2 protein-coding genes are annotated in these 20,875 nt (G+C 74.7%); both read left to right on the plus strand.

The features are described from left to right. Positions 1-35 precede the first annotated feature (35 nt). Positions 36-4,799 (plus strand): type I polyketide synthase, encoded by a 4,764-nt coding sequence (locus JQN84_RS05270; RefSeq protein ID WP_443673886.1) that lies wholly within the window; start codon positions 36-38, stop codon positions 4,797-4,799. Between the two features lie 59 nt (positions 4,800-4,858). Continuing rightward, positions 4,859-20,869: a type I polyketide synthase gene (locus JQN84_RS05275; protein ID WP_204957226.1), complete on the plus strand. Its 16,011-nt coding sequence runs from the start codon at positions 4,859-4,861 to the stop codon at positions 20,867-20,869. The last annotated feature ends 6 nt before the right edge of the window (positions 20,870-20,875 follow it).

The following is a 20,875-nucleotide window of genomic DNA, read 5'->3' on the forward strand; positions in this document are numbered from 1 at the left end:
CGTCCGCTCCGTCGGCGCCGTCCGGGAATGGGTTCCTGATGTCCAACGAACAGAAGCTTCGTGACTACCTGCGGCGGGTCACGGCCGACCTGCACGAGACCAGCGAGCGGCTCCGCGACATCGAGGAGCGCGCCGCCGAACCGATCGCCATCGTCGGCATGGGCTGCCGCTACCCCGGCGGCGTCGACTCGCCCGAGGCCCTGTGGGACCTCGTCGCGGCCGGCACCGACGCGATCTCCGGCATGCCCACCGACCGGGGCTGGGACCTCGACCGGCTCTACGACCCGGACCCGGACCACCCCGGCACCAGCTACACCCGCGACGGCGGCTTCCTCTACGACGCCCCCGCCTTCGACCCCACCTTCTTCGGCATCTCACCCCGCGAGGCCGCCGAGATGGACCCGCAGCAGCGGCTGTTCCTGGAGACGTCCTGGGAGGCGTTGGAGCGGGCCGGCATCGACCCGTTGTCGCTCAAGGGCAGCCCCACCGCCGTGTTCACCGGCGTCGTCTACCACGACTACCCGAACAGCTGGGGCGCCGGCAGTATCGTGTCCGGCCGGCTGTCGTACACCCTCGGGCTGGAGGGGCCGGCGGTCACCGTCGACACCGGCTGCTCGTCGTCGCTGGTCGCCCTGCACTGGGCCTGCCAGTCGCTGCGCTCCGGGGAGTCGTCGCTCGCCGTCGCCGGTGGGGTCACCGTGATCGGCACCCCCGACGCGTTCGTCGAGTTCTCCCGGCAGCGGGCGCTGTCCTTCGACGGTCGGTGCAAGTCGTTCGCCGCCGCCGCCGACGGCACCGGCTGGGCCGAGGGCGCCGGGTCGCTGGTGCTGGAGCGGCTCTCCGACGCCCGCCGCAACGGCCACCCGGTGCTCGCCGTCATCCGGGGCTCCGCGATCAACCAGGACGGCGCGTCCAACGGCCTCACCGCCCCCAACGGCCCCTCCCAGCGTCGGGTCATCCGGGCCGCGTTGGCCAACGCCCGGCTCGCCGGGCAGGAGATCGACGCGGTCGAGGCGCACGGCACCGGCACCCGGCTCGGCGACCCGATCGAGGCGCAGGCGCTGTTCGCCACGTACGGCCGGGACCGGCCCGCCGACCGGCCACTGTGGCTCGGCTCGCTGAAGTCCAACATCGGCCACTCGCAGGCCGCCGCCGGGGTCGGCGGGGTGATCAAGATGGTGCAGGCGATGCGGCACGGGGTGCTGCCCCGTACCCTGCACGTCGACGAGCCCAGCGGCGAGATCGACTGGTCGCCCGGCACGGTCAAGCTGCTCACCGAGCCGGTGGAGTGGCCGCAGACCGGCCGGGTCCGCCGCTGTGCGGTCTCCTCCTTCGGCATCAGCGGCACCAACGCCCACGTCGTGCTCGAAGAGGTGGCCCCGGCCGAGGAGGACGAGCAGCCGGCCACCCCGGCGGTGCTGCCGTGGGTGCTCTCCGGGCACACCGACCGGGCGCTGCGGGCCCAGGCGCGGCGGCTGCTGTCGCACCTGGACGCCGTACCTGCCGACCCGGCCGCCGTGGGGCGGACGCTGGCCGGCCGGGCGCGGCTCGACCATCGGGCCGTGGTGCTCGGCGGCGACCTGCCGGACCTGCGGACGGCGCTCGGCGCGGTCGCCGACGGGCTGCCCGCCGCCACCTCGGTCACCGGCACCGCCGACGCCGCCGGTCGGGTCGTCTTCGTCTTCCCCGGCCAGGGCGCCCAGTGGGTCGGCATGGCCGCCGCGCTGCTGGACTCCTCGTCGGTGTTCGCCGAGCAGATGGGCCGCTGCGCCACCGAGCTGCGCGCCTACGTCGACTGGGACCTGCTCGACGTGGTCCGGGGGGTGCCCGGCGCACCCTCCCTGGAATGGGTGGACGTCGTCCAGCCCGCCCTGTGGGCGATGATGGTCTCCCTCGCCGCCACCTGGCGCAGCTACGGCGTCGAACCCGACGCGGTGGTCGGCCACTCGCAGGGTGAGATCGCCGCCGCCTGTGTGGCCGGCGGGCTCTCCCTGGCCGACGGGGCGCGGGTGGTGACCCTGCGCAGCCGGGCCATCGGCGAGAAGCTGGCCGGCCGGGGCGGCATGGTCTCGGTCGGGCTGCCGGCCGACCGGGCGCAGGAGCGGATCGCCAGGTGGGCGGGCGACATCTCCCTCGCCGTGGTCAACGGTGCCGGTTCGGTGGTGGTCTCCGGCACCCCGGAGGCGCTGCGCGAACTCATCGCCGAGCTGAGCGAGGAGGGGGTGCGGGTCAAGCAGGTCGCCGTCGACTACGCCTCGCACTCCGCGCAGGTGGAGCTGCTGGAACACCGGCTGCTGGAGGACCTGGCCCCGATCAACCCGAAGACCGGGACGATCCGGATGCTCTCCACCGTCACCGGCGACTGGGTGGACACCGCCACCCTCGACGCCCGCTACTGGTACGACAACCTCCGCAACACGGTCCGGTTCGACCCGGCGATCCGCTCTCTCGCCGGGCAGGGCTGGACCGGGTTCGTGGAGGTCAGCCCGCACCCGGTGCTCGGCATGGGGATGCAGGAGACGCTGGAGTCGGCGGATCGGCCGACGGTGGTCACCGGCACCCTGCGCCGCGACGACGGCGGCCTGGACCGGCTGCTCACCTCCCTGGCCGAGCTGTACGTGCGGGGCGTCGACGTGGACTGGGCCGCCGCCCTGCCCGGCACCCGCCGGGCCGACCTGCCCACGTACGCCTTCCAGCACGAGCGTTACTGGATCGCGCCGACCGTCGCCGCCCCGGTTTCCGGCGGCACCGACGCCGGGTTCTGGGACGCCGTGGAACGCGCCGACGTCGACCTGCTCGCCGACGGGCTCGGCGTCGACAGCGCACTGGTCGGGGAGGTGCTGCCCGGCCTGACGTCGTGGCGGTCCCGGCAGCGTGACGTCGCCACCGTGGACGGTTGGCGGTACCGGGTGGTGTGGCGGCCGACCGAGGTGCCCACCGGCGGGCAGCTCACCGGCGTGTGGTGGGTGGTCGCCCCGGCGGCGCTGGCCGACGACGAGCGGCTGCGTACGCTCGCCGACGGCCTGACCGCCCGGGGCGCCGAGGTGGTCACCGTCACCGGCACCGACCACGCCGGCCGGGAGGCCCCCGCCGGGGTGCTGTCCCTGCTCGCCCTGGACGACGGCCCCGACCCGCTGGGTGTCGGCCTGTCCGCCGGGATCACCGCCACCGTGTCGCTGGTGCACGCGCTGGCCGCGTCCGACTTCAGCGGCCGGCTCTGGTGCGTCACCGCCGGTGGGGTCGGGGTGGACCGGTTCGAGCCGGTCGCCGACCCGGCCCAGGGCGCCCTGTGGGGCCTGGGCACGGTGCTCTCCCTCGACTACCCCGGCTGGTGGGGCGGCCTGGTCGACCTGCCCGCCGAGTGGACGCCGCAGACCGTCGACCGGCTGGCCGACGTGCTGACCGGCGGCGGCGAGGACCAGGTGGCGCTGCGGGCGGCCGGCACGCTGGCCCGCCGGATGGTCCGCCGTCCGGTGACCGGGGCGCCCGAGCGGCGTTGGCGACCCGCCGGCACCGTCCTGGTCACCGGCGGCACCGGCGGGGTCGGCGGGCACGTCACCGAATGGCTGGTCGGCAACGGCGCGCAGCGGGTGGTGCTGGCGAGCCGGCGCGGCCCGGACGCCCCGGGCGCGGCCGAGCTGACGGCCCGGCACCCGGAGGTCGAGGTCGTCGCCCTCGACGTGGCCGACCGGGACGCGGTCGCCGCGCTGCTGGCCGACCTCGGTGACGAGCTGACCGCCGTGTTCCACGCCGCCGGGGTGCTGCACCCCGAGGTGCCGTTGGGGCAGACCGGCCTGGACGACTTCGCCGACGTGTGCCGGGCGAAGGTGCTCGGCGCGGTGCACCTCGACGAGTTGACCGCCGACCGGCCGTTGGACGCGTTCGTGGTGTTCTCCTCAGGCGCTGCGGTGTGGGGCAGCGCCGGGCAGGCCGGGTACGCGACCGCGAACGCGTACCTGGACGCGTTGGCGCACCGGCGGCGCATTCGGGGCGCGGTCGCCACCTCGGTCGCCTGGGGTAGCTGGGGCGGCGGCGGTGGCATGGCCGGCGGCGAGGTCGGCGCGCACCTCGACCGGCTCGGCGTCGGCGTGATGGACCCCCGACTCGCCGTCGATGCGCTCGGACAGGCCCTCGACCACGACGAGAGCCACCTTGTCGTCGCCGACATCGACTGGGCCCGGTTCGCTCCCATCTACACCCTTTCCCGGCCCCGGCCGCTGCTGGCCGAGCTGCCCGACGCCGCACCGGAGGCCGCCGAGACCACCGAGGCGGGGGCGTCGTCGGCGCTCGCCGACCGGCTCGGCACGCTGCCCGAGGCCGAACAGCGCGCCCTGCTGCTGGAGACCGTCCGCACCAACGTGGCCGCCGTCCTCGGCTACGGCGACGCCGACCTGGTCGAACCGCAGCGGGCTTTCAAGGAACTCGGCATGGACTCGGTGACCGCCGTCGAGCTGCGCAACCGGCTCAGCGCCGCCACCGGCGTACGGCTCTCCGCCACCCTGGTGTTCGACCACCCCAACCCGACCGCCCTGGCCGACCAGCTCCGGGCCGAACTCGGCTACACCGGCGACACCGCCGGCGGCCTGCTGGCCGAACTGGACCGCCTGGAGGTCACCGTGGCCGGCCTGACGCCGGAGGAGATCGAACGCAACCGGGTCACCGCCCGGCTCCAGTCGCTGCTGGCGAAGCTCAACGAGACGCTCAGCACCACCACCGGCACCACCCTCGTCGACCGGCTGGAGACGGCCTCCGCGGACGACGTGTTCGACCTGATCGACAAGGAACTCGGCATGACCTGAGCCGCCACCGCGCTCCCGGAGCAACGTGTCCCGCTGGCAACGAGTTTGGTGAGGTTCGGATGGCGAACGAAGAGAAGCTCCTCGAGTACCTGAAGCGGGTCACCGCCGATCTGCACCGCACCCGGGAGCGGCTGCGCGAGGTCGAGTCGCAGGAGCAGGACCCGATCGCGATCGTCGGCATGGCCTGCCGCTACCCGGGCGGGGTCAACTCGCCCGAGGACCTGTGGCGGCTGGTCGCCGACGGTGTCGACGCCATCGGCGAGTTCCCCACCGACCGGGGCTGGGATACCGCCGCCCTCTACGACGCCGACCCGGACGCCGCCGGCAGCAGCTACGTCCAACAGGGCGGGTTCGTCCACGACGCCGACGAGTTCGACGCCGAGTTCTTCGGCATCTCTCCCCGCGAGGCGTTGGCCATGGACCCGCAGCAGCGGCTGGTGCTGGAGACGAGCTGGGAGGCGTGCGAACGGGCCGGCATCAACCCCGACACGTTGCGCGGCGGCCCGGTCGGCGTCTTCGTCGGCTGCGGCGGCCAGGACTACTGGGACCGGCTCACCGTGCTGCCCGAGCCGGTCGAGGCGTACATGAGCACCGGCAGCTCCGGGGCGGTCATCTCCGGCCGGGTCGCGTACAGCCTCGGGTTCGAGGGGCCGGCCGTCACCGTCAACACCGCCTGCTCGTCGTCGCTCGTCGCGCTGCACCTCGCCGCGCACGCGCTGCGGCAACGGGAGTGCGGGCTGGCGCTGGCCGGTGGCGTCACCGTCATGTCGACGCCCGGCGCGTTCGTCGCGTTCAGCCGGCAGCGGGGGCTCGCCTCCGACGGCCGCTGCAAGCCGTTCTCCGACGACGCCGACGGCACCGGCTGGGGTGAGGGCGTCGGCATGCTGCTGCTGGAACGACTCTCCGACGCCCAGCGCAACGGCCACCGGGTGCTCGCCGTCATCCGGGGTTCCGCGATCAATCAGGACGGCGCGTCCAACGGGCTCACCGCCCCCAACGGGGTGGCCCAGCAGCGGGTCATCCTCCAGGCGCTCGCCAACGCCGGCCTCACCTCCGGCGACGTCGACCTGATCGAGGCGCACGGCACCGGCACCACCCTCGGTGACCCGATCGAGGCGGAGGCGCTGATCGCCACGTACGGGCGGGACCGGCCGGCGGACCGGCCGCTCTGGCTCGGCTCGGTCAAGTCGAACATCGGCCACGCCCAGGCCGCCGCCGCCGTCAGCGGCGTGATCAAGATGGTGATGGCGCTGCACAACGGCGTCCTGCCCAAGAGCCTGCACGTGGGGGAGCCGTCCACCCACGTCGACTGGTCCGCCGGCACGGTGCAGCTGCTGACCGAGGCGCGGCAGTGGCCCGACCACGGCCAGCCGCGCCGGGGCGGGGTGTCGTCGTTCGGGGTGAGCGGCACCAACGGGCACGTGATCCTGGAGCAGGCTCCCCCCGTTGAGGTCGTCGAGTCGGCCGGGACCGCCGAGCCGCCGGTGGTGCTCTGGCCGCTGTCCGGCCGGTCGGCGGCGGCGCTGGCCGGGCAGGCCGCCCGGCTGCGGGAGTTCCTCACCGACGAACGGCCGGTCGACGTCGGGTTCTCGCTGGGCACCACCCGGGCCGCCGGCGCGTACCGGGGTGTGGTGCTCGGCGACGACGTGGCCGGTCTGGAGGCCCTGGCCGCCGGCGGTGGTGTGTCGGGTCGGGTGACCTCCGGTCGCACGGCGGTGGTGTTCACCGGGCAGGGTGCGCAGCGGGTGGGGATGGGTCGTGAGTTGGCGGCGGCGTTCCCGGTGTTCGCTACCGCTCTGGACGAGGTGTGTGCGGCGTTCGGGCCGTTGTTGGATGGTGATCTGCGGGAGGTGATGTTCACCGATCCGGATGGTGTGTTGGATCAGACGGGGTGGACGCAGCCGGCGTTGTTCGCGGTCGAGGTGGCCCTGTTCCGGCTGGCGGAGTCGTGGGGGTTGAAGCCGGATTTCGTGGCGGGTCATTCGATCGGTGAGTTGGCTGCCGCGCACGTCGCCGGAGTCTGGTCCCTCGACGATGCCTGTCGGGTCGTGGCAGCGCGTGGTGGTCTGATGCAGGCCCTCCCGGCGGGCGGGGCGATGCTGGCGATCGCCGCCCCGCTTGCCGAGCTGGACCTCGGTGACATCGACGTGGCGGCGGTGAACGGCCCCCGCGCGGTGGTGGTGTCCGGCACGGAGGAGCAGATCGGCGCGCTGGAAGCCTCCCTTGCGGTGAAGACCCGTCGACTGCGGGTGTCGCATGCGTTCCACTCGCATCTGATGGACCCGATGCTGGCCGAGTACGGGCGGGTCGTAGACGGCGTGACGGCGAGCCCGGCGGGTATCCCGCTGGTGTCGACCGCGACTGGTGATCTCGCCACCGATGCCGAGTTGGGTTCGGTCGGGTATTGGCAGGGTCAGGTGCGGGGGACCGTCCGGTTCGCCGACGCGGTGGCGGCTCTCGCGGCCCGTGGGGTGACCCGGTTCATCGAGATCGGGCCGGACAGTGTGCTCACCGCGATGGTCGCCAACTGCGTCGACGACGCGGTGACCGTCGCGTTGCAGCGGCGGGACCGGGAACAGGTCACCGCGTACGCCGCCGGGATGGCGCAGGCGTGGATCAACGGCGTCGACCTCGACTGGGCGGCGGTCAACCCCGGCGGCCGGACCGTCGACCTGCCCACCTACGCCTTCCAGCACCAGCGGTTCTGGCTGGACGCCCCGGCCGACCCCGGTGACGCCACCGCGATGGGCCTGGACTCCGCCGACCATCCGCTGCTCGGCGCGGCCGTCACCCTCGCCAACGCCGACGGGGCCGTCCTCACCGGCCGGCTCTCCCTCGACCGGCACCCGTGGCTCGCCGACCACGCCGTCGGCGGCGCGGTGGTCTTCCCCGGCACCGGCTACGTCGACCTCGCCCTGCACGCCGGGGCGCAGGTCGGCGTCGAGACCGTCGACGAGTTGACCATCGAAGCCCCGCTGGTCCTGCCCGAACACGGCGGCGTCCAGCTCCAGGTCGTCGTCGGCCCCGCCGGCACCGACCACACCCGCACCCTCCAGGTGTACGCCCGCAGCGCCGACACCGACGCCCCGTGGACCCGGTACGCCAGCGGGGTGCTCGCCCCCGGGCCGCGTACCACCGGGACCGCGCTCACGCAGTGGCCGCCGGCCGACGCCGAACCGGTGCCCATCGACGACCTCTACCAGCACCTGGCGGCCGGCGGCCTCGGCTACGGCCCGGTGTTCCGGGGCCTGCGCCGGGTCTGGCGGCGCGGCGACGAGTTCTTTGCCGAGGTCACCCTGCCGGAGGGGGTGGACGCCGACGGGTTCGGCCTGCACCCCGCCGTGCTCGACGCCGGCCTGCACGCCCTCGGCCTCGCCGACGGGGACACCTTCCGGGGACTCCCGTTCGCCTGGACCGGCCTCACCCTGCACGCCACCGGCGCGGCCGGTGTCCGGGTCCGGCTCACCCCGGTCGGCTCCGGGGTCCGGATCGCGGTCGCCGACGCGGTCGGCGCACCCGTCGCCACCGTCGACTCGCTGGTGCTGCGCCCCGTCCAGGCGACCCGCCCCGGCGGGGTCGCCGACGCGCTGTTCGACCTGACCTGGCCGGAGATCGGCACCCTCACCGGCACGGTCGTCCCCGCCTGGGCCCACCACCCGGCCACCGGCACCGCGCCGGCCACCCCCGACGTGGACCTGCTGGTGCTGACCGCCGGCAGCGCCGGGGACGTCACCGGTCCGCAAGCAGTGCACGACGAGGTGAACCGGGTCCTCGGCCTGGTGCAGGAGTGGCTGGCCGGCCCCGACACCCACCGGCTCGTGGTGCTCACCCGGCGTGCCGTCGGCGGCGACGGGACCGACCTGACCGGGGCGGCCGTCTGGGGGCTGCTCCGCTCGGCGCAGGCCGAGAACCCCGACCGGCTGCTGCTGGTCGACACCGACCCGGACGCGGACGTGGCCGGGACGCTCGCGCTGGCCCTGGCCACCGGCGAGCCACAGGTACGGGTCCGCGACGGCGTGGTCTCGGTGCCCCGGCTCACCCGTCAGGTCGTCGAACCGTCCACCCCGGACGCCCCGCTCTACGGCAGCGGCACGGTGCTGGTCACCGGTGCGACAGGTGCCCTCGGCGCGGCCGTGGCCCGGCACCTGGTGACCACGCACGGGGTGACCCGGCTGCTGCTGGTGTCCCGCCGGGGTCCCGCCGCGCAGGGGGCCGACGACCTGGTCGCCGAGCTGACCGCGGCCGGCGCGCGGGTCGAGTTGGTCGCCTGCGACGTGGCTGACCGGGATGAGTTGACCGCCGTGTTGGCCGGTGTGTCGGACCTGTCGGCGGTGGTGCACACCGCAGGTGTGCTCGACGACGGCGTGGTGTCGTCGCTGACCCCGGACCGGGTCTCGGCGGTGCTGCGGCCCAAGGTGGATGCGGCGTGGCTGCTCGACGAGGCGACCCGGGGTCGGGAGCTGTCGGCGTTCGTGTTGTTCTCGTCGTTGTCCGGGGTGCTGGGTGCGCCGGGGCAGGGCAACTACGCGGCGGCGAACGCGTTCCTGGACGCGCTTGCCACCACCCGTCGCGCTGCCGGGCTGCCGGCGGTGTCGTTGGCGTGGGGGCTGTGGGGTGAGGGTTCGGCGATGACCGACCGGCTCGGCGACGCCGACCGGGAGCGGATGTCCCGGGGCGGGGTGCTGCCGCTGACCACCGCCGACGGGCTGGCCCTGCTCGACACCGCCGTGGCCAACCCGTACCCGACCGCGGTGCCGGCCCGGCTCGACCTGGCCGCCCTGCGTACCCTCGGCGAGGACCTGCCGTTGCCGTTCCACGGCCTGGTCCGCCCGGCCCGGCGGACGGCCGCCCGTGCCGCCGCCGGCGTCGCCACCGGGTGGGCGGCGGACCTCACCGCGCTGTCCGCCGAGGAACGCGAACGCGCCGCGACCGCCCTGGTCCTCAGCCAGGTGGCGGCGGTGCTCGGGCACGCCTCCGCCGAACGCATCGACGCCGGCCGGGCGTTCCAGGAACTGGGCTTCGACTCGCTCACCGCCGTCGAGCTGCGCAACGGGCTCTCCGCCGCCACCGGCCTGCGGCTGCCCGCCACCCTGATCTTCGACTACCCGTCGCCGCGTGACCTGGCCCGGCACCTGCTCAGCGAGATCGCCGGCCCGGACGGCGTCGACGCCGTCCGGAAGGTCGCCACGACCGTCGCCGAGGACGAGCCGCTGGCGATCGTCGGGATGGCCTGCCGCTACCCCGGCGGCGTCACCTCGCCCGAGGACCTGTGGCGGCTGATCGCCGACGGCGCGGACGCCATCGACGGTTTCCCCACCGACCGGGGCTGGGACCTGGCCCGGCTCTACGACCCGACCAGCACCCGCCCCGACACCACGTACGTGGACAGGGGTGGTTTCCTCACCGACGCCGCCGAGTTCGACCCGGTCTTCTTCGGCATCTCCCCCCGCGAAGCGGTGATCATGGACCCGCAGCAGCGGTTGCTGCTGGAGGTGTCGTGGGAGGCGTTCGAGCGGGCCGGCATCGACCCGGGCACGCTGCGCGGCTCGTCCACCGGCGTGTTCGCCGGGGTCATGTACCACGACTACGTCTCCGGGCACAGCGCCGGCAGTGTCGTCACCGGTCGGGTGGCGTACACGCTCGGGCTGGAGGGGCCGGCGGTGTCGGTCGACACGGCGTGTTCGTCGTCGTTGGTGGCGATGCATCTGGCGGGTCAGGCGTTGCGGTCGGGTGAGTGTGATCTGGCGTTGGCCGGTGGGGTGACGGTGATGGCGACGCCGGAGACGTTCGTGGAGTTTTCGCGGCAGCGGGGGTTGGCGCCTGATGGTCGGTGTAAGCCGTTCGCGGCGGCGGCTGACGGGACGGGGTGGTCCGAGGGCGTCGGCGTGCTGGTGTTGGAGCGGTTGTCCGACGCGGTGCGCAACGGGCACCGGGTGCTGGGCGTGGTTCGCGGTTCGGCGGTGAACCAGGACGGCGCGTCGAACGGGCTGACCGCGCCGAACGGTCCCTCGCAGCAGCGGGTGATCCGGCAGGCCCTGGCGAACGCCGGGGTGTCGGCGGCTGAGGTGGACGTGGTGGAGGCGCACGGTACGGGCACCACGTTGGGTGATCCGATCGAGGCGCAGGCGATTCTGGCGACGTACGGTCGGGATCGGGAGCGGCCGTTGTGGTTGGGTTCGGTGAAGTCGAACCTGGGTCACACGCAGGCGGCGGCTGGTGTGGCGGGGGTGATGAAGATGGTGTTGGCGATGCGGCACGGGGTGGTGCCGCGTACGTTGCACGTGGACGCGCCGAGCCCGCACGTGGACTGGTCCGCCGGCGACGTACGGCTCGCCACCGACGAGGTGAGCTGGCCGGAGCTGGACCGGCCGCGTCGGGCGGCGGTGTCGTCGTTCGGCATCAGCGGCACCAACGCCCACCTGATCCTGGAACAGGCCCCCGAAACCGCGCCGCCCGCGCCGCCGGCCCCGACGCCGGTGCCGCTGTGGCCGGTCTCCGGCCGGTCGGCCAGCGGCCTCGCCGCCCAGGCTGCCCGTCTCGCCGACTTCCTCGCCGACGCCGACCTGGACCCCGCCGACGTGGCGTTGACCCTCGGCACCGGCCGGGCGGCCCTGGAGCACCGGGGGGTGGCCGTCGGTGACGGCGTCGCCGGTCTCCGCGCCCTCGCCGCCGGCCAGGGCGTGCACGGCCACCTGACCACCGGTCGTACGGCGGTGGTGTTCACCGGTCAGGGCGCGCAGCGGGTCGGCATGGGCCGTGACCTCGCGGCGGCGTACCCGGTGTTCGCCGCTGCCCTGGACGAGGTGTGTGCCACGTTCGCGCCCCTGCTGGACGGTGGTGATCTGCGGGAGGTGATGTTCGCCGACCCGGACGGTGTCCTGGACCAGACGGGCTGGACGCAGCCCGCTCTGTTCGCGGTCGAGGTGGCCCTGTTCCGCCTGGCCGAGTCGTGGGGGTTGAAGCCTGACTTCGTGGCCGGGCACTCCATCGGTGAGCTGGCCGCCGCCCACGTCGCCGGGGTGTGGTCCCTGGAGGACGCGTGCCGCGTGGTGGCGGCCCGGGGTGGCTTGATGCAGGCCCTTCCGGCGGGTGGGGCGATGCTGGCGATCGCCGCCCCGTTGGCCGAGTTGGACCTGGGCGACATCGACGTGGCGGCGGTGAACGGTCCCCGTGCGGTGGTGGTGTCGGGGACCGAGGAGCAGATCGCGGCGCTGGAAGCCTCCCTCGAGGTGAAGACCCGTCGGTTGCGGGTGTCGCACGCGTTCCACTCGCACCTGATGGACCCGATGCTCGCCGGGTACGGGCAGGTCGTCGAAGGGGTCACCGCCAACCCGGCGGGCATCCCGCTGGTGTCCACCGCGACCGGCGGCCTCGCCACCGACGACGAGTTGGGTTCGGTCGGATACTGGCAGGGTCAGGTGCGGGGCACGGTGCGGTTCGCCGACGCCGTCGCCGCCCTCGCCGCGCGGGGGGTGACCCGGTTCGTCGAGATCGGGCCGGACAGCGTCCTCACCGCCATGGTCGCCGACAGCGTCGGCGACGCGGTGACCATCGCGTTGCAGCGCCGGGACCGGGAGCAGGTCACCGCGTACACCACCGGGATGGCGCAGGCGTGGACCACCGGCGTCGACCTCGACTGGGCCGCCATCCACCCCGGCGCCCGGCAGGTCGACCTGCCCACCTACGCCTTCCAACGCCAGCACTACTGGCTCTACGACCCGGCCCTCGTCGGCGCCGGGCTGCTCGCCGCCACCCACCCGCTGCTCGACGCCACCGTGCCGCTGGCCAACACCGACGGCGTCGTCTTCACCGGCAGGTGGTCGCTGCACACCCACCCGTGGCTCGCCGACCACGCCGTCGGCGGGACCGTCGTGTTCCCCGGCACCGGCCTGGTCGAACTCGCCATCCACGCCGGCGACCAGGTCGGCGTCGGCCTGCTCGACGAACTGACCCTGCACGCGCCGCTCGTCGTCCCCGCCGCCGGCAGCGTCGAGGTGCAGGTCGCCGTGGAGCCGCCCGACCCGACCGGCCGTCGGGCCGTCCTGGTGCACTCCCGGGAACGCGACGACGTCCCGTGGACCCGGCACGCCACCGGCGTCCTCACCGCCGGGGACACCCCGGGTGTCGCGCTCACCGCGTGGCCCCCCGCCGACGCCGAGCCGCTGCCGCTGGTCGGCCTCTACGACGACCTCGCCACCGGCGGCCTCGACTACGGCCCGGTCTTCCAGGGCCTGCGCCGTGCCTGGCGGGCCGGTGACGAACTCTTCGCCGAGGTCGACCTCCCCGGCGGTACGGAGAGCGACGGCTACGGCCTGCACCCGGCCCTGTTCGACGCCGGCCTGCACGTCCTCACCCGCGCCGACGGCGACACCCCCCGGGGGCTGCCGTTCGCCTGGTCGGGGGTGACGCTGCACGCCACCGGCGCGACCAGCCTGCGGGTCCGGCTCACCCCGGCCGGCAGCGGGGTCCGGATCGCCGTCGCCGACGCGGTCGGCGCACCCGTGGCCACCGTACGGTCGCTGGTGCTCCGCCCCGTGCAGGTCACCGCCGGCACCGGTGTCGCCGACGCGCTGTTCGGCCTGGACTGGCAGCCGGTCACCGTCATCCCGACCGCCACCACCTGGACCTGGCACCCCGACACTGTCGGTGCCACCCCGACCGACGGCGGCTCCGCCGACGCGGTGGTGCTGCGGGCCGGCGGCACCGCCGACGTGCACGCCGAGCTGCACCGGGTGCTGGCGGTCACCCAGCGCTGGCTGGCCGGGGACGACCCCGCGCCGCTGGTCGTCCTCACCCGCCACGCCGTCGGCGACGACGTGACCGACCTGGCCGGCGCGGCGGTCTGGGGGCTGCTGCGTTCCGCGCAGGCGGAGAACCCCGACCGCATCCTGCTCGTCGACGCCGACACCGACCGGCCCGACGACGCCCTGCCGGCGGCCCTGGCGGCCGGCGACCCGCAGGTGTCGATCCGCGACGGCGTCGTCCGGGTGCCCCGGATCGTCCGCCGGACGCTCCCGGCGACCCCGTCGGACGCCCCGCTCTACGGCACCGGCACGGTGCTGGTCACCGGTGCGACAGGTGCCCTCGGCGCGGCCGTGGCCCGGCACCTGGTGACGGCGCACGCCGTGCCGAGGCTGCTGCTGCTCTCCCGCAGCGGCCCGGCCGCCGCCGGTGCCGACGACCTCGTCGCCGAGCTGACTGCCGCTGGCGCGCGGGTGGACCTGGTCGCCTGCGACGTGGCCGACCGGGACCAGTTGACCGCCGTCCTGGCCGATGTGCCGGACCTGTCGGCCGTGGTGCACACCGCCGGTGTGCTCGACGACGGCGTGGTGTCGTCGCTGACCCCGGACCGGGTCTCGGCGGTGCTGCGGCCCAAGGTGGATGCGGCGTGGCTGCTCGACGAGGCGACCCGGGGTCGGGAGCTGTCGGCGTTCGTGTTGTTCTCGTCGTTGTCCGGGGTGCTGGGTGCGCCGGGGCAGGGCAACTATGCGGCGGCGAACGCGTTCCTGGACGCGCTCGCTGCCACCCGCCGCGCTGCCGGGCTGCCGGCGGTGTCGTTGGCGTGGGGGCTGTGGGGCGAGGGCTCGGCGATGACCGACCGGCTCGCCGACGCCGACCGGGAGCGGATGTCCCGGGGCGGGGTGCTGCCGCTGACCACCACCGACGGGCTGGCGCTGCTCGACACCGCCGTCGCCGGCGGACCGGCCACCCTCGTCCCGGCCCGGCTCGACGTGCCGACACTGCGTACCCTCGGCGACCGGCTGCCCCCGGTGTTCCGCGCCCTGACCGGGCCGACCCGGCGCACGGCCACCGCCGCCAGCGCCGTCGACCGGGCGGGCGGCGACTGGCTGGCCGGCCTGCCGGAGCAGGAGCGGGCCGGTGCCGTCCGGCACCTGGTGCACACCCACGTCGCCGCCGTGCTCGGCCTCGCCGGCCCGGACGCGGTCGAGGCGGACCGCACCTTCCAGAGCCTCGGCTTCGACTCGCTCACCGCCGTCGAGCTGCGCAACGCGCTCTCCACGGCGGCCGGTCTGCGACTCCCGGCCACTCTGATCTTCGACTACCCGACGCCGGTGGCCCTCGCCGAGTTCCTGTACGGCGAGCTGAGCGGCGCGCTCGACGTACCGCAGGAACGGCGCAGCGCCACCACGGCGTTCGGTGACGAACCGGTGGCGATCGTCGGGATGGCCTGCCGCTACCCCGGCGGGGTGTCCTCCCCGGAGGACCTGTGGCGGCTCGTCGCCGACGGCGTCGACGCCATCGACGGCTTCCCCACCGACCGGGGCTGGGACCTGGCCCGGCTCTACGACCCGACCAGCACCCGCCCCGACACCAGCTACGCCGACCAGGGCGGCTTCCTGCCCGGCGCGGCCGGCTTCGACCCGGCGTTCTTCGGCATCTCGCCCCGCGAGGCCGTGCTGATGGACCCGCAGCAGCGGCAACTGTTGGAGGTCTCCTGGGAGGCGTTCGAGCGGGCCGGCATCGACCCCTCCTCGGTCCGCGGCTCCGCCACCGGTGTCTTCGCCGGCCTGATGTACCACGACTACGTGACCGGGCACAGCGCCGGCAGCGTCGTCTCCGGGCGGATCGCCTACACCCTCGGCCTCGAAGGCCCCGCCGTCACCGTGGACACCGCCTGTTCGTCGTCGTTGGTGGCGATGCACCTGGCGGGTCAGGCGTTGCGGTCGGGTGAGTGTGATCTGGCGTTGGCCGGTGGGGTGACGGTGATGGCGACGCCGGAGACGTTCGTGGAGTTCTCGCGGCAGCGGGGGTTGGCGCCGGATGGTCGGTGCAAGCCGTTCGCGGCGGCGGCTGACGGGACGGGCTGGTCCGAGGGCGTCGGCGTGCTGGTGCTCGAACGCCTCTCCGACGCCCGGCGGAACGGACACACCATCCTCGGTCTCGTCCGGGGCTCGGCGGTGAACCAGGACGGCGCGTCGAACGGCCTGACCGCCCCCAACGGGCCGGCGCAGCAGCGGGTGATCCGGCAGGCCCTCGCCAACGCCCGGGTGTCGGCCGCCGAGGTGGACGTGGTGGAGGCGCACGGTACGGGCACCACGTTGGGTGATCCGATCGAGGCGCAGGCGATTCTGGCGACGTACGGTCGGGATCGGGAGCAGCCGCTCTGGTTGGGTTCGGTGAAGTCGAACCTGGGTCACACGCAGGCGGCGGCGGGTGTCGCCGGGGTGATGAAGATGGTGCTGGCGATGCGGCACGGGGTGGTGCCCCGCACGTTGCACGTGGACGCGCCGAGCCCGCACGTGGACTGGTCCGCCGGCGACGTACGGCTCGCCACCGAGGCGGTCGACTGGCCCGCCAACGGCCACCCCCGTCGGGCGGCGGTGTCGTCGTTCGGCATCAGCGGCACCAACGCCCACGTCATCGTCGAGGAGTACCCGCAGCCCGTCGTGGCCCCCGAGCCGACGCCGGCACCGGCCGTGGTGCTCTGGCCGCTCGCCAGCCGCTCCACCACCGGCCTCACCGCCCAGGCCACCCGGCTGCGGGACTTCCTCACCGACGAACGGCCGGTCGACGTCGGGCATTCGCTGGCCGTCGGTCGGGCGGCGCTGGATCACCGGGCGGTGGCCGTCGGGGGTACGGCCGCCGACCTGGCCTCCTCCCTGGAGGCGCTGACCTCGGGTGCCGGCCTGTCGGGTCGGGTCACTGCGGGTCGTACGGCGGTGGTGTTCACCGGGCAGGGTGCGCAGCGGGTGGGGATGGGTCGTGAGTTGGCGGCGGCGTTCCCGGTGTTCGCGGCTGCGTTGGACGAGGTGTGTGCGGCGTTCGCGCCCCTGCTCGATGGTGATCTGCGGGAGGTGATGTTTACCGATCCGGATGGTGTGTTGGATCAGACGGGGTGGACGCAGCCGGCGTTGTTCGCGGTCGAGGTGGCCCTGTTCCGGCTGGCGGAGTCGTGGGGGTTGAAGCCGGATTTCGTGGCGGGTCATTCGATCGGTGAGCTGGCCGCCGCGCACGTCGCCGGAGTCTGGTCCCTCGACGATGCCTGTCGGGTCGTGGCAGCGCGTGGTGGTCTGATGCAGGCCCTTCCGGCGGGCGGGGCGATGCTGGCGATCGCCGCCCCGCTTGCCGAGCTGGACCTCGGTGACATCGACGTGGCGGCGGTGAACGGCCCCCGCGCGGTGGTGGTATCCGGCACGGAGGAGCAGATCGGCGCGCTGGAGGCGTCGCTTGCGGTGAAGACCCGTCGACTGCGGGTGTCGCACGCGTTCCACTCGCACCTGATGGACCCGATGCTGGCCGAATACGGGCAGGTCGTCGACGGCGTGACCGCCAACCCGGCGGGCATTCCGCTGGTGTCGACCGCGACCGGTGACCTGGCCGGTGACGACGAACTCGGCTCGGTCGAATACTGGCAGGGCCAGGTGCGGGGCACCGTCCGGTTCGCCGACGCGGTAACCGCCCTCGCCGCACGCGGAGTCACCCGGTTCATCGAGATCGGGCCGGACAGTGTGCTCACCGCGATGGTCGCCGACAGCCTCGACGACATGGTGACCATCGCGCTGCAACGCCGGGACCGGGAACAGGTCGAGGCGTACGCCACCGGGATGGCGCAGGCGTGGACCACCGGCGTCGACCTCGACTGGGCGGCGGTCAACCCCGGCGGCCGGACCGTCGACCTGCCCACCTACGCCTTCCAGCACCAGCACTACTGGATGCAGGACACCGGCGCGGACCGGGACGTCACCGCCGCCGGGCTGCTCGACGCCGGGCACCCGCTGCTGTCGGCCGTCACCACCCTGCCCGACACCGACGGGCTGATCGCCACCGGGCTGCTGTCCCGGCGTACCCACCCGTGGCTGGCCGAGCACGCGCTGGGCGACACGATCGTGCTGCCCGGCACCGGACTCGTCGAACTCGCCGTCCGGGCCGGGGACCAGGTCGGCTGCGGCCGGCTGGCCGAACTCACCCTCCAGGCGCCGCTGGTCGTCCCCGACGACGACGGCGTCCAGGTGCAGGTGGCCGTCGGCGCGCCCGGCGAGGACGGCGGCCGGCCGGTCACCGTCTACTCCCGGCACCGGGACGCGCCGTGGACCCGGCACGCCACCGGCCTGCTCACCCCGGCCCCGGCCGACCCACCGGCCACCCCGGCGACCGTCTGGCCGCCGGCCGCCGCCACCCCCGTCGACGTCGACGGGATCTACGAGCGGATGGCCGACGCCGGACTGGTCTACGGCCCGGTCTTCCAGGGCCTGCGGACCGCCTGGCGGCACGGCGACGAGGTGTACGCCGAGGTGGCGCTCCCCGCCGACGTGCTCGACGCCGACCGGTTCCACCTGCACCCCGCCCTGTTCGACGCGGCCCTGCACGCCGTCGGGCTGAGCCGGGGCGAGGGCCGGCCCGGCGTCCCGTTCTCCTGGACCGGGGTCACCGTCCACGCCACCGGTGCCGCCGCGCTGCGGGTCACCGTCACCCCTGCCGGCCCCGACGAGGTCGCCCTCACCCTCACCGACCAGGACGGCGCACCCGTCGCCCGGGTCGACTCGCTGGTGCTGCGGGAGATCGACGCGGGTCAGCTCACCGCCGCCCGCGCCAGCCGGCAGGAACACCTCTACCGGGTCGACTGGACCCCGGTGCCGCTGCCCGCCACCCCGGCCACCGGCCGGTGGGCGCTGGTCGGCGTCGACGAGTTCAAGGTGGCCGCCGCGCTCGACACCGTCGGCCTGCTCGCCGAAACACACCCCGACCTGACGGCCCTCACCGCAGCCCTGGACGCGGGCAGGGCCGCACCGGACGTGGTGCTGGTCGCCAGCGTCCAACCCGACGCCCGGGACCTCGCCGCCGGTGCCCGGCACACCACCGGGCAGCTGCTCACCCTGCTCCAGGGCTGGCTCGCCGACGAGCGGCTGGCGTCGTCCCGGCTGCTGGTGCTCACCCACGGCGCGCAGGGCACCCGGGTCACCGAACCGGCCGCCGCGGCGGCCTGGGGTCTGGTCCGGTCGGCCCAGTCGGAGAACCCGGGCCGGATCGTCCTGGTCGACCTCGACGACCACGACGGGTCGGCCCAGGCGCTCCCGGCGGTGCTGGCCGGCGGCGAACCGCAGCTCGTCGTCCGCGAAGGCGTCGCCCACGCCGCCCGGCTGGTGCCCGCCGCCGCGCCCGACGGCACCCCCGGCAGCACCTTCACCGACGGCGGGACCGTGCTGCTCACCGGCGCCACCGGCACCCTCGGCGGGCTCGTCGCCCGGCACCTGGTCGACACGTACGGGGTGCGGCACCTGCTGCTGGCCAGCCGGCGTGGGCCGGACGCCGACGGGATGGCCGCGCTGCGCGACGACCTCACCGCCCGGGGAGCGGAGGTCACCGTGGCCGCCTGCGACCTGGCCGACCGGGACGCGGTCGCCGCACTGCTCGCCGGGGTGCCCGCCGGGCACCCGCTGACCGGGGTGGTGCACGCCGCCGGGGTGCTCGACGACGGGATCATCCCGTCACTGACCCGGGACCGCCTCGACGCGGTGCTGCGCCCCAAGGTCGACGCCGCCACCCACCTGCACGAGTTGACCCGCGACGCGGACCTCACCGCGTTCGTGCTGTTCTCCTCGGCGGCCGGCGTGCTGGGCGGCCCGGGGCAGGGCAACTACGCGGCGGCGAACGCCTTCCTCGACGCGCTGGCCGGGGCACGGCGGGCCGCCGGACTGCCCGCCCAGTCCCTGGCCTGGGGGCCGTGGGCCGGCGGTGGGATGGCCGACGACCTCGGCGGCACCGACCGGGCCCGGATGTCGCGGGGTGGGGTGTTGCCGATGTCCACCACCGAAGGGCTGGCTCTGCTGGACGCGGCGCTGGCCCGCACCGAGGCGGTGCTCGTCCCGGTCAAGGCCGACCTGGGCACCCCGGCGGGCGACGAGGTGCCGGCGATCCTGCGGGCCCTGGTCACCCCGACCCGGCGGGCCGCGTCGGCAACGAACCGGCCCGACCCGGCCGCGCTGCGGCGTACCCTCGGCGGGCTGGACGCCGACGGCCAGCAGGCGCTGCTGGCCGACCTGGTCCGCTCGCGCGCCGCGACGGTGCTCGGCCACGGCGACGCCGCCGACCTCGACCCGGCGCTGCGCTTCGTCGAGCTGGGCTTCGACTCGCTCACCGCGATGGAGCTGCGCACCGCGCTCAACGAGGCGACCGGACTGCGGCTGGCCACCGGGGTGGTCTTCGACCACGGCAGCGTCGACGAACTCGCCGCGCTGCTGCGCACCGAGCTGGCCGCGCCACCGGCCGAGGAGCGGGCCGGCACGCCCGACGCCGCCGCCGACACGATGAGCGCGCTGTTCCGCACCGCCGTCAAGAGCGGCCGGGTGCAGCAGGGCCTGTCCCTGCTGTACGCGGTGGCCGACATCCGGCCCACCTTCGACGGGCCGGCCGACCTGCCGCAGGTCCCCGCCCCGCGCCGGCTCGCCCGGGGCGACCAGGGGCCGGCGATCATCTGCTTCCCGTCGCCGATGGCCCTCGGCGGCGACCAGCAGTACGCCCGGTTCACCGCCGAGTTCGGCGGCACCCGGGACGTATGGACCCTGCCGGTGCCCGGATTCGGCCGGGACGAGAGCCTGCCCGCCTCCGCCGACGCGGCGGTACGGGTCTTCGCCGAGATGGTCCGTCCGATCGCCGAGCAGGGGCCGTACGTGATCGTCGGATACTCCTCCGGCGGGTTGTTCGCCCACGCCACCGCCGGTGAGCTGGAGCGGCAGGGGCACGGCCCGGCCGGGGTGGTGCTGCTGGACACCTACCTCACCACCGGCAGCACCACGGCGACGTTCTTCACCCACATGCTCGACTCGCTGCTGGACCGGGAGGCCACCTTCGGCGAGTTCAGCAGCGCCCGGCTGTCGGCGATGGGCCGCTACGTCCGGCTGTTGCAGAGCTGCCCGGTGGAGGCGATCGACACGCCGGTGCTCTTCGTCCGGCCGCAGGAGTCCATCGTGGCCGGCGGGGACGACGACGGGTGGCGGGCCACCTGGGAGACCCCGCACACGCTCCGGGAGGTGCCCGGCGACCACTTCACCATGATGGAGGGGCAGGTCGCCACGACCGCCGGGGTGGTACGGGACTGGATCGCGCAGTGACGACAC

This window comes from Micromonospora humidisoli (genome assembly GCF_016900955.1).
Classification (GTDB): Bacteria; Actinomycetota; Actinomycetes; order Mycobacteriales; family Micromonosporaceae; genus Micromonospora; species Micromonospora wenchangensis.

Coding starts and splice junctions, on each gene's coding strand:
- JQN84_RS05275 (WP_204957226.1), top strand. CDS start 4,859: ATGGCGAACGAAGAGAAGCTCCTCGAGTACCTGAAGCGGGTCACCGCC.